Origin of the sequence: Clostridium bornimense (genome assembly GCF_018917145.1) — a bacterium.
Taxonomy (GTDB): Bacteria; Bacillota; Clostridia; order Clostridiales; family Clostridiaceae; genus Clostridium_AN; species Clostridium_AN bornimense_A.
Genome location: NZ_JAHLOD010000006.1, coordinates 56,338 through 72,820, shown reverse-complemented (window position 1 = coordinate 72,820; position 16,483 = coordinate 56,338). Strand labels below are relative to the sequence as shown.

Below are 16,483 nucleotides of genomic sequence, written 5' to 3'. Positions count from 1 at the left end.
ATTATATTAAGGTCCTTCTTAATTTTTATATATAATATTGGGCAGATATACAAAAATCAAAAAAATTCCAAGAAAACATTTACAATATTATTTAAAAGTATTATCATAATATTGTAAAATAGAGGTAGCGTTGTTACTGTTTGGCAGGCAAAGGCTAAGATATATAAATGCAATAGTATAAGCATTTGTATGTTTTAGCCTTTTTCTTTTGATTATATATAGTAAAAAATTACTATTATAATAAATTTTTCTTGGGAGGAATCATATATGTTAAAGTTTTTACAAAGAATTGGTAAAGCTATTATGTTGCCAATAGCAGCATTACCAATAGCGGGTATATTATTAGGAATAGGTGGAGCTTTTCTTGGAATAGCTGGATTAGACAATCCACCAGCTGTCTATGAACCATTAATAAAATTTGTAAACATAGGGTTTGTTAATGCATTGTTAACTGTAATGAATGATATTGGTAATATCATATTTGGAAACTTACCTATATTATTTGCTGTAGGTGTTGGTGTTGGACTTGCAAATAAAGAAAAAGGAACAGCAGCTTTAGCTTCAGTTTTTGGCTTTCTTGTTATGAATCAAGTTATTTCAACACTTTTAGGTTTGGGAGTAACTCAATTAGGAGTTGTAACACCAGATAATGTAGGTGATTATTCAACATATGTAACGACTTCTGTAGGTATTTTTACACTTAATATGTCAGTGTTTGGAGGTATTATAACAGGAATTGTAACAGCTGCACTTCATAATAAATTTTATAATATTCAATTGCCACAAGTTATAGGATTTTTTTCAGGATCAAGGTTTGTACCTATTATTACATCCTTAGTTATGGCAGTAGTAGGAGCAATTTTAGCATTTTTATGGCCAGTAATACAAGATGGTATAGCTGTTGTAGCAGAATTAGTTAAAAATGCAGGGTTTATTGGTACATTTTTATATGGAGTAATAGAGAGGGCGTTAATTCCATTTGGACTACATCATGTATTCTATACACCATTCTGGTTCAGTAATTTTGTTGAAGGAAATATTTTAGTGGATGGAGCATGGCAAGTGGTAGATGGAGCAAATACAGCATATTTTGCTCAATTGTCTAGCATGGGAAGTCTAGTAGGTGCAGATTCAAGTACAATGTCTACAATTGTAGGAGGAACTACAAGGTTTATGGCAGGTAAATTCCCATTCATGATGTTTGGTTTACCAGCAGCTGCACTTGCAATGTATAAGAATGCTAGACCGGAAAAGAAAAAAGTAGTAGGATCATTATTAGCATCAGCAGCAATAACAGCATTTCTAACTGGAATTACTGAGCCGATAGAATTTACATTTTTATTTGTAGCTCCAGCTTTATATGGAATACATTGTATACTTGCGGGATTATCATTTATGTTGATGGATATATTAAATGTATTTGTAGGAATGACTTTTTCAGGTGGTGTTATAGATTATACACTATTTGGACTACTTCCAGCAGGGGCAGGGGTTCCTACTCGTTGGTATATGGTACTTTTAGTAGGAGCTATATATGCTGTTATATACTATTTCTTATTCTCATTTATTATTAAGAAATTTGATTTAAAGACACCTGGTAGAGAAGATGATGATGAAGAAACTAAGTTATATACAAAGGCAGATTATAAATTAGCTAAAGAAGGTAAGAATGAGATCGCAGAAAAAGCTCCAGCAGTATTAGAAGCCTTAGGAGGAAAAGAAAATATAGTTGGTGTAGATGCATGTATTACAAGATTAAGAGTTGAAGTTAAGGATAAATCTAAAGTAAATAAAGAAGAACTAAAGAGATTAGGAGCATCTGGTGTAGTAGAAGTAGGCAATGGAATTCAAGCTATTTTTGGAGCTAAAGCTGATCCTTATAAAAATGAAATTAAGAGTATATTAGGAATAGATTAAATTTAAGAATAGAGCTGTTACATAAAATTCTACTTGATGTGGAGTTTAGAGTGACAGCTCTATTTTTACAGGTAAATTTTGAGTATATATAAATTTAAATTAATATGTTAAAATAGTTTAGGGATATTACACAATAATTTTTTATTTACTGTGTAGTAGCTTTTTATATTATAAAAGTAGTACATAAGAGGAGGGTATATGAAAAGAACAATAGCAGTAGTATTGGTAGCAATTGTAATAGCAAATAATAATGTTTATGCTACTTCAGTCAATGATTTAGAAAATAAGAAAAGTAGTATTGAGAACACATTGGAAGAAAAAAAAGGTGAGATTAATGAAAAAAGAGATAAGATAAAGGATACAGAAAAAGAGCTTTCAGATACAGAAAAAGAACTTGCAAGTTTAGATAGTAGTTTGACTGAAATTCAAAATAAGATTAACAGTATTAATACAGAAATAAAGAATATAGAAAAAGAAATGATAGATCTAGAAGTAGAGATGGAAGAAAACCATGAAAGAATAGAAGAAAATTATGAAATAATGAGTGAAATAATAAGAATAGATTATGAACAACAAATAGGAGGATATTTGAACCTTTTATTAGGGGCGAAGAATCTTAGGAATTTTCTTATGAGATTTGAAATTGTATCTAATCTTATTAAAAGTGGTGATAAAGCAGTAGAAGAAATAAAAATATTGCAATTAGAGTTGGAGAGCAAAGAAAAAGTATTAGAAGAAAAAAAAGGTGACTTGGCTAATAAGAGGATAGAAGTTGAAAAAGAAGAAAGAAATTTAACTGCCTTATTAGAAAAAAAACAAGGAGAAGTTACTGCATATATAGCTTCTAGACAAGCCTTAGAAAATGAAGTGAAGTTAACAGAAAGTGAAATTAAGGAACTGGAATTACGAAGTAATGCTATTGAAGAAGAAATTAGAAATATAGTTGCAAGTAACAACAGTAGTAATAACAATAATAGTAGTAACAATAATAACAATAGTAGTAACAGTAACAATAGTGGAAATAGTAACAATACTAATAGTGGCAATAATAATAACAACAATAATAGTGGCAATGGTGGAGTTGTAGATAATACAAGCTTTTTATGGCCAGTACCAGGATATACATATATTTCATCTTATCATGGATATAGAGTGGATCCTATAACTGGAAAACCAGGAGCTTTTCATAAAGGAATAGATATACCAGCACCAGCAGGAACACCTGTTGTTGCAGCAAGAGCTGGAAAGGTTATAATATCTAGGTTTGATAGCTCATATGGATATTTTGTTGTAATTGATCATGGTGATGGTCTTTCTACTTTATATGCACATAACTCACAATTAGTTGTAAGTGTTGGACAAACAGTGGAAAAGGGTCAAGTTATTGCTAAAGTTGGTACTACAGGTAGTTCTACTGGAAATCACCTTCATTTTGAAGTGAAAGTGAATGGTACTGCAGTAGATCCGATGAACTATTTAAAATAATATACAGTAATTGTAGGAGATATTAAAGATGATAAGTTTTAAAAATGTTAATTTAATATATGATAATGATGTACAAGCACTTAATAATATCAATTTTAGAATAAATAAAGGTGAATTTGTATTTCTTGTAGGTACATCTGGTTCAGGGAAATCATCACTAATAAAAACAATATTAAAAGAAATTAATTGTACTAGTGGTGATATAAATGTAAATAGTCAGTCAATAAAAGAATTAAAAAATAAGGATATTCCTTATTTTAGAAGGAAACTTGGAGTAATATTTCAAGATTTTAGGCTTCTAAATGAAAAGACAGTATATGAAAACGTAGCTACTGCTATGAAAGTAGTAGAAGCAGATGAAAATAATATAAAGAAAAAGGTACCAATAGTTCTTGAAAAAGTAGGACTTAAGAATAAGTTAAATTGCTATCCTAGAGAATTATCGGGAGGAGAGCAACAAAGAGTTGCCATAGCTAGAGCTATAGTAAATGATCCATTACTTATCTTAGCAGATGAGCCAACAGGAAATTTAGACCCAGAAACGACAATAGAAATTTTAAATATTCTAAACGAAGTAAATAAAAGTGGTACGACTATATTAATGGCTACACATGATAAAGAAGTGGTAAATAGCATGAGAAAAAGAGTAATATCAATGAAGAATGGTAAGATTATTCATGATAATATTGAAGGAGGATATAAGCTTTGAAAATAAAAACAATAAAACGACTTATAAAAGAAGGTGCAAAAAATATTATTACCCATAGATTAATGGCAGTTGCATCTATCGTCACTGTAATGATTACATTAATAATTTTTGGGGCTTTTTATATTACTATAAATTTAACTGATAAGTTAGTTGAAAATATGAAAGATTCTGTTGAAATAATGGCATTTGTAAATGACGATGCTACAGATAAAGATATTGATAGTATGAAGAAATCTATTAGCAAGATGCCAGAGGTAGAAAGTGTTACTTATATTTCACCAGAAAAAGGATTAGAAAATTATAAAACTTCATTAGACAATGATAATGATGAAGAGATGAAAAGAATAGTAGAAGTTGTATCAGAAAATAAGGATAATCCGATTCCAGGTAGCTTTTCAATAAAAGTTAAGAGTTCAGAGTTTATTAAGAAGATAAGTAATAAGGTGTCAAAGTATGACAAAATATATAAGGTTGATAATGGAAACTTAATAACAAAGTTTTTAACTAAGACTAGTAATATTGTTAAAGTAGTAGGAATAGGAATAATGATATTTCTATTAATAGCTGCAATTTTTCTTATTGTAAATTCAATAAAGATTTCTGTATTTGTAAGAAAACAAGAAATTAGTATAATAAAATATATAGGTGCAACTAATAGTTATGTAAGATTACCATTTGTAATAGAAGGGGTTATTATAGGAATAATTGGTGCTATTCTAAGCGTTATTTTTATTTTAATAGGATATATGTTATTAGAAGATAATATCGTTAATTATATTGGTAGCATTAATTATAATGTTATTATGCCAAGTATTACTACTTTAATTGTAAAACTAATGGCTATAGAGGCAGCAATAGCATCAGCAATTGGAGTAATTGGAAGTTTCATATCAATAAGAAAGTATCTAAATGTTTAATAATAGTATATTGTTAGATGTTATAAATTTAATATATAATTGTAATAGAAGCTAGGAAGTATTTCCTAGCTTCTATAGTAATTTACTTATAAGTGAATGGAGGGAAAAAATATATATGGAGACTAGTGGAAATATAATAGAAAAGTCGAAGGTTAAAGTAAAGAAGCCTAATTTATATAAAGTGATGATGCATAATGATGATTATACAACAATGGAATTTGTTTTATCGGTTTTAATAAGCATTTTTAATAAGGAAGTAGCAGAAGCCAACAAGATAATGATGGATGTACATGAAAGAGGCATAGGGATAGCTGGAATATATCCTTATGATATAGCTGCTACTAAAGTAAAAAAAGCTATGAATCTTGCGAAAGAGGAAGGCTTTCCATTTAAATTGACTATAGAAGAGGAGTAGGGTATGAATATAACGGAAAGTGTAAATGAAATTATTCTTAATGCATATGAAAAGTGTAAGAAATGTAATAGCGAATATATAACACCAGAACACTTATTATATGCTGCAACATTTAATGAAGATATTTGTGGTTCTATTAAAGAATGTGGTGGAGATATAAAGGTATTAAGAAATAATCTTGAAGAGTATATTGAAAATTATATTACTAAAGTAGAAGATGAGGAGCCGGAAGAAAGTGTTGCGTTTCAAGAGTTATTGTTTATAGCTAGTAGCCAAGTAGTTAGTTCAGGGAAAAATGTAGTTGATATTGAACATATAATAGCGGCTATATTTGATTTGGAAGAGAGTTTTGCAAAATATTACTTAGAAGAACAAGGAATAACGAAAAGAGATATATTATATAGTTTATGTCATAGAGATAGGGAAGAGTACTTTATTGATGAATATGATGATGAAGAATCTAATGATAGAGTATCAATTTTAGCGAAATATACTACTAATCTTAATGAATTAGTTAAAAATGATAATGAGACTGTATTAATAGGAAGAGATGATATTTTAGAAAGAACTATAGAGATACTTTGTAGAAAGAATAAAAATAATCCTATTCATGTAGGAGAACCAGGGGTAGGTAAAACAGCTATAGCGATGGGATTAGCAAGACTTATTGTAGAGGATAAGGTACCAGATAAGATTAAAGATGCTGAAATATTTTCATTAGATATTGGAGGAATACTTGCTGGTACAAAGTATAGAGGTGATTTTGAAGAAAGAATGAAAAAGATTTTAGATGAAATCAGTGACCATAATAATCCTATTGTATATATAGATGAAATTCATAACATAGTAGGAGCAGGATCATTAAATTCTGGTTCTTTAGATGCTTCAAATCTATTAAAGCCTTATTTACTTCAAGGGAAAATTAAGTTTATTGGTGCAACTACTTTTGATGAATATAAAAAATATTTTGAAAAAGATAAGGGATTAAGTAGACGATTCCAAGTCGTGGAAGTTAATGAACCTTCTGTAGAAGAAACAATAAAAATAATTATGGGTTTAAAAGAATCTTATGAAAGTTATCATAATGTTAAATATTTAGATGAAGCAATTAAGGCTGCAGTAATATTAAGTGATAAATATATAAATGATAGATTTTTACCTGATAAGGCTATAGATATAATAGATGAGGCAGGAGCTTATATAGATATAAAAGATAATGATGTTAAAAAAGAAAAGATTGTTGATGAAAAAATTGTAGAGGAAATTATCTCAAGAATATGTAAGATTCCTAAGAAAACAGTTGAAAGTAATGAGATAGAAAACCTAAAGAATCTTGATAAGTCATTAAGTGAAAATATATATGGACAGGATCAGGCGATAAAGGAAGTATCTAAGTGTATAAAATTATCTAGGGCTGGATTAAGTGATGATAATAAGCCAGTAGCATCAATGTTATTTGTGGGTCCTACAGGTGTTGGTAAGACGGAAATAGCTAAAACTATATCTAAAGAATTAGGAATAGAGTTAGTTAGATTTGATATGAGTGAATATGGAGAAAAACATGCAGCATCTAAGCTTATAGGAGCACCTCCAGGATATGTTGGCTATGAAGAAGGTGGATTACTTACTGATGCCATTAGAAAAAAGCCACATTGCGTTTTATTGTTAGATGAAATTGAAAAAGCACATGAAGATATTTTTAATGTTTTATTACAAGTGATGGATTATGCAACACTTACAGACAATCAAGGAAGAAAAGCAGATTTTAGAAATGTAATAATCATCATGACATCTAATGCAGGTGCAAAAAATGTAGGTAAGAATCTTTTAGGATTTGGAGATAGAAAAGTGCAGGATACTGCAATTGAAGAGGAAGTTAAAAAAATATTTGCACCGGAATTTAGAAATAGATTAGATAGCATAGTTGTATTCAATAGTGTAGATAATGATATGGCACTTATGATTACAAAAAGAGAATTGAAAAAATTTAAAGAAATACTTGCTAAGAAAAATATAGATATTGAGTTTACTGATGAAAGTATAGTAGAAATCTCTAAAAGAGGTATATCTAAAGAGTTTGGTGCAAGAGAAATAATAAGGGTAATAAATTCAGAAATTAAAACGCTATTAGTAGAAGAAATTTTATTTGGATTCTTAAAAGATGGTGGAAAATGCATAGTAGATTTTAATAAAAATAACTTTATTCTTTCAAATAAGTGTAACCCTATGTAGGTGATAGTAACTATAATATATAGAAAGAAATATTATAGAGGAAATAAAATGAGTAAAGTCATTTCAGGATATGTGGCAGATTGGGGGGCGAACTCTCTACTTGCATCTGATGCTAAAAAGATGGATATAGTTAATTATGCTTTTGCTACTATATCTAATGGAAGAGCTGTTGAAAATTGGACTAATGTAGATAAATTATTAGCTTTTAGAAGTAATAATCCAGATCTTAAGGTATTGGTATCTATAGGTGGATGGGCTGCTGACGGTTTTTCTCAATTAGCAGCTACAGGAAGTGGACGTGAAATTTTTGCAAATTCTGCTATACAGCTTATGTTAAAATATGATTTTGACGGTATTGATATCGATTGGGAATATCCAGGATTATCGGTTTCAGGTATAGCATCTTCACCAGAAGATAAGTACAATTTTACTCTTATGATGGAAGAGATAAGGGCACAATTGAATGTTCTTGGAAATCAAAATAATAAAAAGTATCTTCTTACTATGGCAGTAGGATCAGATGATAGTGTGCTTAGAAATTTGGAAGTTGCTAAATTATCTAATATTGTAGATTATGCAAATTTGATGACTTATGATTTTGCCATGGGATTAGAATTATTAACCCAAAGATATCACACTAATTTATATAGTGAGCCTGTTATTGCAAAACGAAGTGTAGATAATACAGTAAAGCGTTATATCAATGCTGGTATGAATAAGAAAAAAGTAATGATAGGTGCAGCATTTTATGGGTATGGATTAACTAACGTTAATATATGGGAAAATAATATGGCAGTTATGTTAGGACAAACTGCAAGATCATTACAATATACCTATACAAGAATATATAATGAGATAATTGTAGAAAAAGGATACAAGCGATACTGGGATAATATTGCAAAGGCACCATGGCTATATAATGGAAATACCTATTTTACTTATGATGATCCAGAATCAATAAAGTACAAGGGTAAATATGTTTGGACAAAAGACATTGCTGGAATGATGTTCTGGGAATATAGCCAAGATAAGACACATACCTTATTGGAAGCTATGTATAGAGAATTAAAATAGTAGATAGTACGTTTTATATAACATATATCTATAGGGAAATGTAGAAAAGGGGGCTGTCGCACAAAAGAGTTGTGCGGCAGTTTTTTCATCAAAATAGAAGTGCATGGAACAAGGCACAGGTATATATCAGTGCACAGTGGTGGATAAAATTCCCTCTAGGGAATTTATGAGATTTTAAGTGTGATAATTTTATGTATAGAATAAGATAGTTTCCTTAACTGTGTACTGAATCGTGCCTTGTGTCATAATAAAAGGAGGTATTGCTAAATTTCATTTGTTAATGCGATACCTCCTTATGATATTTGTGATGATTAGAATTTCTTATCAATCATTTTATGTTTAAAAGTTCTTACATTGTTTGAATAATCAGCAACAATATTTCCGTGACCTATAAGCTTATATTTATATATTAAAAGACCATCAAGACCAACAGGACCTCTTGCATGAACTTTATTAGTACTTATACCAACTTCTGCTCCAAATCCATAACGGAATCCGTCACTGAATCTAGTAGAACAATTCCAAAATACATTACCAGAGTCAACAAGTTCCATAAAAGTTTTAGCATTAGCTTCATTTTTAGTAATTATTGCGTCAGTATGTCCAGAACCATAAGTATTTATATGATCTATTGCTTCTTCTAAAGAGTTTACAATTTTTATAGATAACTTATAATCTAAATATTCTGTTTTCCAATCATCTTCAGTAGCTAAATCAACATTAATTATTTTATTAGTGTCTTCACACCCTACTATAGTTACATTCTTTTTATCTAACTCATTCTTTAATAGAGGAAGATATGTTTTTGCTATATCTTTATGTACTAATAATGTTTCTGTTGCATTGCAAACAGATACATATTGTGTTTTAGAATCAGTAACTATGTTAACAGCCATTTGTATATCAGCATCACTATCTACATAGCAATGGCAAATTCCATCAGCATGGCCCATTACTGGGATTGTTGAATTATTCATTATGTATTGTACAAATTCATTAGAACCTCTTGGAATTAATAGGTCTATGTATTTATCTAATCTAAGCATTCCAGTAACATCATCTCTGCTTTCAAGAAGATGAACCCAGCCAGAAGGAATTCCAGCATTAGTAGACGCTTCAACAATAATTTCTGTAAGTATTTTATTTGTATTAAGAGCTTCACTACCACCCTTTAATAAAGCAGCATTACCACTTTTTAAGCAAAGAGAAGAAATTTGTACTAGAGCATCTGGACGAGATTCAAAAATTACACCTATAACACCGATTGGACAGCTTACCTTATATAATTCTAAATCCTCATCTAATTCCTTACACCATAATGTTTCACCTACAGGATCTGGTAAAGAAATTAAGCTATTGATACCAGCAATAACTTCATTTAATTTATTATCATCAAATTTTAATCTTTTTAGTAAAGGGAGTGCCAAGTTACTTTTTTCTCCAGCTTCAATATCCTTATTATTTGCATCAAAGATTTCTGATTTTCTTTTTTCTAAAGCTTCAGCAATTGATTTCAAAGCATTATTTTTTGTCTCAGTATCACAAGCAGCTAGATTAATAGAAGTTTTTTTAGCTATTTTAGCTAGTTCTACTATATTCATTTATAATACACCTACTTTATATATTTTATTACTTTAACTTGTTAATATATAATATCACATTATAGTATTTAGTACTACTAAATAATTAATATTTTAGTTGTACATATCATAGTTATATGAATAAATATTGCTATTTAGATACATAATAAAAATACTAGGATATATTTAAGGAGGAATAATAATGCCAGATAAAACTATAGTTTGTAAAGATTGTGGAAAAGAATTTGTTTTCACAGAAGGCGAACAAGAATTCTATAAGGAAAAAGGATTTGAAAATGATCCTGTAAGATGTCCAGAATGTAGAAAAGCAAGAAAACAACAAAATAATAGAAGATAACTATTATTTTTAATAATGGGGTATCGCATTAATGAAATAAGTTGCTAGCGATGCCTCCTTTAATTATGGTACAAATCAAAGAAACTGAAGGAGTAACTTTCCTTGATTCATGAATCATACAATAGTAAAGATTTAAGAAATTATAAAAGAATTTCACTGGAATTGATAATTGTAAATTGATTTGTACAATTTATTTAAAAAAGCTGCTACATTTTAAATGTAACAGCTATATAATTAATTTCTTTTCCAAAATTGAGGTAATAGAAGAATTATGATTGGGTATATTTCAATTCTTCCAATTATCATTATTATAGAAAAGGTTATTTTACTTAGTGCAGAAAAGGCTGCATAATTACCAGTAGGACCAACTAATTCAATACCTGGACCAATATTACTAAGAGTGGCAAGAACAGAACTAACGGTAGTACCTATGTCCATGCCATTAAAAGAAATTATGATAACACCAATAGTGAAAACAGTCATATAAATGTAAAAGTAAACTAAAACATCAGATACAGTTTTTCCGTCCATAGCTTTATCATTAACTCTTACTGAATATACACCACGAGGGTGAATAATACGTAAAAGTGAATTTTTCATGCTCTTAAAAAATATGAGAAATCTTATATTTTTTATACCACCACCGGTGGAACCAGCACAACCACCAATGAACATAAGAAGTAAAAGTATAACCTTACTAAAAATGGACCATGTATTGTAGTCTGCTGTTGCATAACCAGTACTACTCATAACTGATGCAACTTGAAAAGAAGAATATCTAAGAGCAGTTCCAAATGACTTATATGTATTTTTCATTAATAAATCAAAAGTTATAAGTAACGTTGCTATAGAAAGAATACTTATATACAACTTAAATTCTTCATTTTTCCAAAAACCTTTAAAGTTTCCCTTTATAATTAAATAATATAAGGAAAAGTTAACACCACTTAAAACCATAAATATTGTAATTATTATATCAATAGGAACACTATTATAATGAGCTATACTAGAATTCATTATAGAGAATCCTCCAGTACCGACAGTACCTAATGAATGTACAATAGAATCATAAAGTGGCATTTTTGCTATACATAAAAGTAATATCTCTAATAATGTCATGCAAAAATATATGGAATATAATATTTTAGCTGTTTTACCTAACCTAGGAACTAATTTGTCTACTACAGGCCCAGGGCTTTCAGCTTTCATTATTTGCATAGATCCAATTCCCATAGAAGGAAGTAAAGCTATGGTTAACACTAATATTCCCATACCTCCAACCCAATGGGTAAAGCTTCTCCAAAATAATATACCATGAGGCAATCCTTCAATTTGCAAAAGGATTGAAGCTCCGGTAGTTGTAAAACCAGAGCTAGATTCAAAGAATGCATCTATAAAAGATGGGATTGCTCTACTTAGGTAAAATGGAAGAGCACCTAAAAGAGATATTAAAATCCATCCAAAAGCAACAATAGCAAATCCATCACGTGGATATATTTTTTTTGAATCTGGTTTAATAGATAGTAATATAAGTGCTATTATAGATATTATTATTATTGTAACAAGAAATGAACCAAAATCGCCATCTCTATATATAGTAGATATTATTAGTGAGGGAATAATAGATATAGCTTCACATACTAATAATATTCCCAAGCTTCTTAATACTAGTTTTAAGTTCACTATGAAGTCCTCCCGAATTAATATTAACAATATCATTTAATGAAGATACATTATTTTTACTTGTAATTAATATAACCCTATCCTCAGGGAAAATCATATCTTTACCAGTTGGAATAACCACTTCATTTTTTCTTACGATAGTACCAATTAAGACGCCATCTATTAAACTAATCTTAGACAATGGTTTGTTTATTATACGATCAGTATCTTTAGCGATAATCTCTAATATTTGACCTTGACCATCTACTATACGATGTAATGTTTCTACAGAATTACCGCGGATATATTTAATAATTTCATCTGTTACAATTTCTTTAGGAGTTATAACATTATCTATATCTAGCTTGTTTATTATAGATGAATAGTTACTGCGACTTACTTTTGTTATAACTTGTTCTACATTATTCTTTTTAGCAATTAATGATGCAATTATATTTTCTTCATCATGACCTGTCATAGCTATAAATGTATCAATATTTGATATATGTTCTGAATGTAATAAATCAGGATCTGTTCCATCGCCATTTAATATTAATGTGTGTGGAAGAGATTCGGAAAGTTCTTCACATACATTTTTATTAATTTCAATTATTTTTACGTTTATATACATCTCGTTTAGTAATTTTGAAAGATAATATGTTATTTTTCCACCGCCAACAATCATAACATTTTTAGTTTTCAGTGAAGTATTTTTTACAAACTTACAAAAGTTGTATACTTGTGATGATTTTCCAATAACATAGATATGGTCATTTTGAAGTAATTCAAAATCCCCATAAGGAATTATAAGTTCACTATCTCTAATTACTACAGCTATTAATACTGATGTATTAGTAATTTTGTGAATATTTTTTATTTTAACATTACAGATAGACATATTGTCTTTTACAACAATTTTAGAAAGTCTAACTCTTCCGTTGGCAAAACTTTCAAATTTTACAGCTCCAGGAAATGTAAGGATACGAGCTATTTCATCAGCAGCAGCTTCTTCCGGATTTATCACCATATCTAATCCTAAATCTTCTTTAAAAAGAGATAATTCTTTTGCATATTTAGGATCTCTAATACGTGCTATAGTAGATTTTACACCTAACTTTTTACCAGTTAGACAACATAGCATATTTATTTCATCGCTTCCAGTGACAGCAATAAGTAGGTCAACATTTTTTATTCCTGCATCTATCAAGGTATGTGCGCTAACACCATTACCTTTGATTGTCATTACATCGAGTGAATTTTCAGCTTTGGATAAGTTTTCACTATTTATATCAATTAAAATAATATCATTATATTCTAAAGATAAATTTGAAGCTAAAGTATAACCAACTTTACCCGCGCCAACAATAATTATTTTCATTTTGCAGCCTCCAAAATACGTTAATAAATAAAAAGAAAAGTCATATTACACAATAATAATAATAATATAACGACAATAAATCAAGAAAAATAAATTCTGAGCATATACTTCTAATATTTAATATAGTAGAATAATATAGATAAATGTTTTATATTATTAAGTAACATTAATATAGGGAGTAAAAAATACATGAAAAAATTAATAAATAATCATATTATTTATATTAAGATAGTTTGCACAGTTATAGTAGCATATATTCTTATGAATCTAATAGATAACATAGGTTATTTCACTGGTATATTTGGAAAGTTTTACGGAGTGATTCAACCTTTTATTTTTGGATTAATCATAGCATATATATTAAATCCAATTATGAAATTATTTGAGAAAAAGTTGAAGTTTACTAGAGTGATAAGTATATTATTTACATATTTAATTGTAATAGGAGTAATAGCTATTACCTCCGTTTACCTTTTTCCAAAGTTGTATTATAGTATAGAGGATTTTATTGGTAGAATACCATACATGTCAATAGAGCTTCAAAAATGGATTAATGAATTTATTAAAAATGATGCAGTAGGAAATATTTTAGAATCGGGAATATTAGAATTTAATCCACAAATATTAATACCTAAAATAAGTGAAATTAGTGCAGCAACATTAAATATGTTATTAACATCAATAGTAGCTTTTACAAATTCTTTTGTAAAATTCTTATTTGGGTTTTTAGTAGCAATATATATATTATATGATAAAGAAAAAATAGTATATTTGTTTAAAAAGGTTTTATTTATTGTTGTAAAAGAGAAAAGAGGAATTGCTATTTGTAATGTTGCTAGAAACTTGCATAAGATGATAGGAACTTATTTAGGAATAAAAGCTATAGATTCGCTAATTATTGCGTTTATTGCACTTGTTGGTCTTAATATATTAGGATCACAGTATGTATTATTGCTATCTGTTATAGTAGGCGTTACAAATATGATTCCGTATTTTGGTCCGTTTATTGGAATATTAACCGGTTTTGTTATAAATGTATTTTCAAGTCCAATAAGTGCCGTAATAATTGCTATATTTCTATTATTACTACAACAATTTGACGCATGGTTTTTAGATCCAAAGCTTATTGGAAATAAAGTTGGATTATCACCGTTATTAGTGATATTAGCAGTAACGCTTGGTGGAGGATTTTATGGTATAATTGGTATGATTTTAGCATCACCGGTAATGTCTGTAATAAAGATTTATGCTGGTAAGGCTGTAAATAAGTATAAGTTTAAGTCATTAGGAGATATGTAATTTAAATTTTAAGGGGATGTTTACATGGGGGCAAAAGAAAACATATTAAAAAATTTGAGAATGAAAATAAAATCATTATGTGTTTTTAATTCTATAAAAGAAGATGTAGTAGTAAATAAGCTATATAGAATAATGGATCTTTTAGATAATAAAGAAGACATAGATATAATATTGGATAGTTATAATGACTTTACTTATGAACTTATTAACAATAATGGGGGGTCTCTTAAAAGGTATTTTATAGATAAGTTAATTTCAAAGGAAAACTTATTAAGTAAAACAGTGGAAGAAAGAGATACAGATAAGATCTCTTATATAAAGGATGTAGCTAATAAAGAATTAAGTTATATCAAAGAGATATCTGAAGTTAATTCTAGAGAAATTAAAGAAATTATAATAAGTAGTTATAATTTAGATGAAACTGAATCAATAATTATAGAGAGTTTAATGGATTGGAATAATAATATGGAGGATGGATATAAAAATTCACCTTCATATATTGATAAATTTAAGAAAAGTATATTTGATAGTAGAGATTGGAACAATACTTTAGATAATCTTATTGACTTTTATAAAAAATATGGTTGTGGTGAATTTGCAACATATAGGGCATTTGTATGGGAGAATTCTAATAACGTAGGTAACCTTAAAGGAATAGATAAACCAGATCCAGTTAGGCTTTCAGAGTTAATAGGATATAAAAGTCAACAAGAAGAAATTATTAAGAATACTTTAAATTTCTTAAAGGGATATTCAGCAAACAACATATTACTTTATGGAGATAGGGGTACTGGTAAATCTTCTACAGTTAAAGCAATAATAAATGAATATTATTCTATGGGATTAAGGCTTGTGGAACTTAAAAAAGAAAATTTAAGAGATTTTACGAAGATAATTAGATTATTAAAAAATAAACCTCAAAAATTTATAATATTTATTGATGATTTAGTATTTGAAGAAAATGAGGATAGTTATTCTGCAATGAAAACAATATTAGATGGTGGTGTAGAAAATAGACCAGATAATATGATAATATATGCCACTACTAATAGACGACATTTAGTAAAGGAAACTTTTGCAGATAGAGCAGGACTTGGATCAAGTAACAGTAATGAAGAGATATATGCAAATGATACTATTCAAGAAAAACTTTCTCTTTCAGATAGATTTGGAATTACAATATCTTTTATGTCACCAGATCAAAATAAGTTCTTTGAAATAGTTGAAGGGTTAGTTAAAGCTAGAGGTATTGAAGTAGATAGAGAATATTTATTCAAGGAAGCTAAAAAGTGGGAGCTTTGGTATAATGGAAGATCAGCAAGAACAGCAAGACAATTTGTAGATTGGTTAGAAGGAGAAATTGGAGCTGGAGAAGAAGGATAGAATTTTTTGCTTATTGTAAAGATAGTATTAACTTCAGTATGTGCAAATGAATAAGGCACATACTAAAGTTTTTG

The 16,483-nt window shown here is 28.7% G+C and carries 13 protein-coding genes; 10 read left to right on the top strand and 3 right to left on the bottom strand.

What is annotated here, in order from left to right:
- Positions 1–267: 267 nt before the first annotated feature.
- From KQI30_RS03545 to KQI30_RS03515, 7 genes are all read left to right on the top strand, one after another.
- The gene (locus KQI30_RS03545; protein WP_216461822.1) at positions 268–1,917 is read left to right on the top strand and encodes a PTS transporter subunit EIIC; all 1,650 of its coding nucleotides are present in this window, start codon (positions 268–270) and stop codon (positions 1,915–1,917) included.
- 198 nt (positions 1,918–2,115) lie between these two features.
- Entirely contained in the window at positions 2,116–3,402 is a 1,287-nt protein-coding gene (locus KQI30_RS03540; protein ID WP_216461821.1) for a murein hydrolase activator EnvC family protein, read from the top strand.
- Positions 3,403–3,430: 28 nt separating this feature from the next.
- Complete coding sequence (gene ftsE, locus KQI30_RS03535) at positions 3,431–4,111, top strand: cell division ATP-binding protein FtsE (RefSeq protein ID WP_216461820.1); 681 nt, start codon at positions 3,431–3,433, stop codon at positions 4,109–4,111.
- On the top strand, positions 4,108–5,028 hold the full coding sequence (ftsX, locus tag KQI30_RS03530; protein ID WP_216461819.1) for a permease-like cell division protein FtsX: 921 nt from the start codon (positions 4,108–4,110) through the stop codon (positions 5,026–5,028). Before ftsE ends, ftsX begins: the two co-directional genes overlap by 4 nt.
- 115 nt (positions 5,029–5,143) lie before the next feature.
- On the top strand, positions 5,144–5,443 hold the full coding sequence (locus KQI30_RS03525) for an ATP-dependent Clp protease adaptor ClpS (protein ID WP_216461818.1): 300 nt from the start codon (positions 5,144–5,146) through the stop codon (positions 5,441–5,443).
- A gap of 3 nt (positions 5,444–5,446) precedes the next feature.
- Positions 5,447–7,675 (top strand): ATP-dependent Clp protease ATP-binding subunit ClpA, encoded by a 2,229-nt coding sequence (clpA, locus tag KQI30_RS03520; RefSeq protein ID WP_216461816.1) that lies wholly within the window; start codon positions 5,447–5,449, stop codon positions 7,673–7,675.
- 48 nt (positions 7,676–7,723) lie between these two features.
- Complete coding sequence (locus tag KQI30_RS03515) at positions 7,724–8,749, top strand: glycoside hydrolase family 18 protein (RefSeq protein ID WP_216461815.1); 1,026 nt, start codon at positions 7,724–7,726, stop codon at positions 8,747–8,749.
- A gap of 311 nt (positions 8,750–9,060) precedes the next feature.
- Here the strand turns inward: KQI30_RS03515 and KQI30_RS03510 are convergent, their stop codons facing one another.
- Positions 9,061–10,350: a glutamate-5-semialdehyde dehydrogenase gene (locus KQI30_RS03510; protein WP_216461814.1), complete on the bottom strand. Its 1,290-nt coding sequence runs from the start codon at positions 10,348–10,350 to the stop codon at positions 9,061–9,063.
- A 181-nt stretch (positions 10,351–10,531) separates the two neighbouring features.
- Here KQI30_RS03510 and KQI30_RS03505 point away from each other — a divergent pair, with 181 nt between their 5' ends.
- Positions 10,532–10,687 (top strand): zinc-ribbon domain-containing protein, encoded by a 156-nt coding sequence (locus KQI30_RS03505; protein ID WP_216461813.1) that lies wholly within the window; start codon positions 10,532–10,534, stop codon positions 10,685–10,687.
- Between the two features lie 234 nt (positions 10,688–10,921).
- Here the strand turns inward: KQI30_RS03505 and KQI30_RS03500 are convergent, their stop codons facing one another.
- Together KQI30_RS03500 and trkA are read right to left on the bottom strand one after the other, a co-directional pair.
- Positions 10,922–12,370 (bottom strand): TrkH family potassium uptake protein, encoded by a 1,449-nt coding sequence (locus tag KQI30_RS03500; RefSeq protein ID WP_216461812.1) that lies wholly within the window; start codon positions 12,368–12,370, stop codon positions 10,922–10,924.
- On the bottom strand, positions 12,321–13,727 hold the full coding sequence (trkA, locus tag KQI30_RS03495) for a Trk system potassium transporter TrkA (protein ID WP_216461811.1): 1,407 nt from the start codon (positions 13,725–13,727) through the stop codon (positions 12,321–12,323). Before trkA ends, KQI30_RS03500 begins: the two co-directional genes overlap by 50 nt.
- 189 nt (positions 13,728–13,916) lie before the next feature.
- Between trkA and KQI30_RS03490 the strand changes: the two genes are divergently transcribed.
- Both KQI30_RS03490 and KQI30_RS03485 read left to right on the top strand, forming a co-directional pair.
- Complete coding sequence (locus tag KQI30_RS03490; protein WP_216461810.1) at positions 13,917–15,026, top strand: AI-2E family transporter; 1,110 nt, start codon at positions 13,917–13,919, stop codon at positions 15,024–15,026.
- Between the two features lie 24 nt (positions 15,027–15,050).
- The gene (locus tag KQI30_RS03485; protein WP_216461809.1) at positions 15,051–16,409 is read left to right on the top strand and encodes an ATP-binding protein; all 1,359 of its coding nucleotides are present in this window, start codon (positions 15,051–15,053) and stop codon (positions 16,407–16,409) included.
- Positions 16,410–16,483 lie beyond the last annotated feature (74 nt).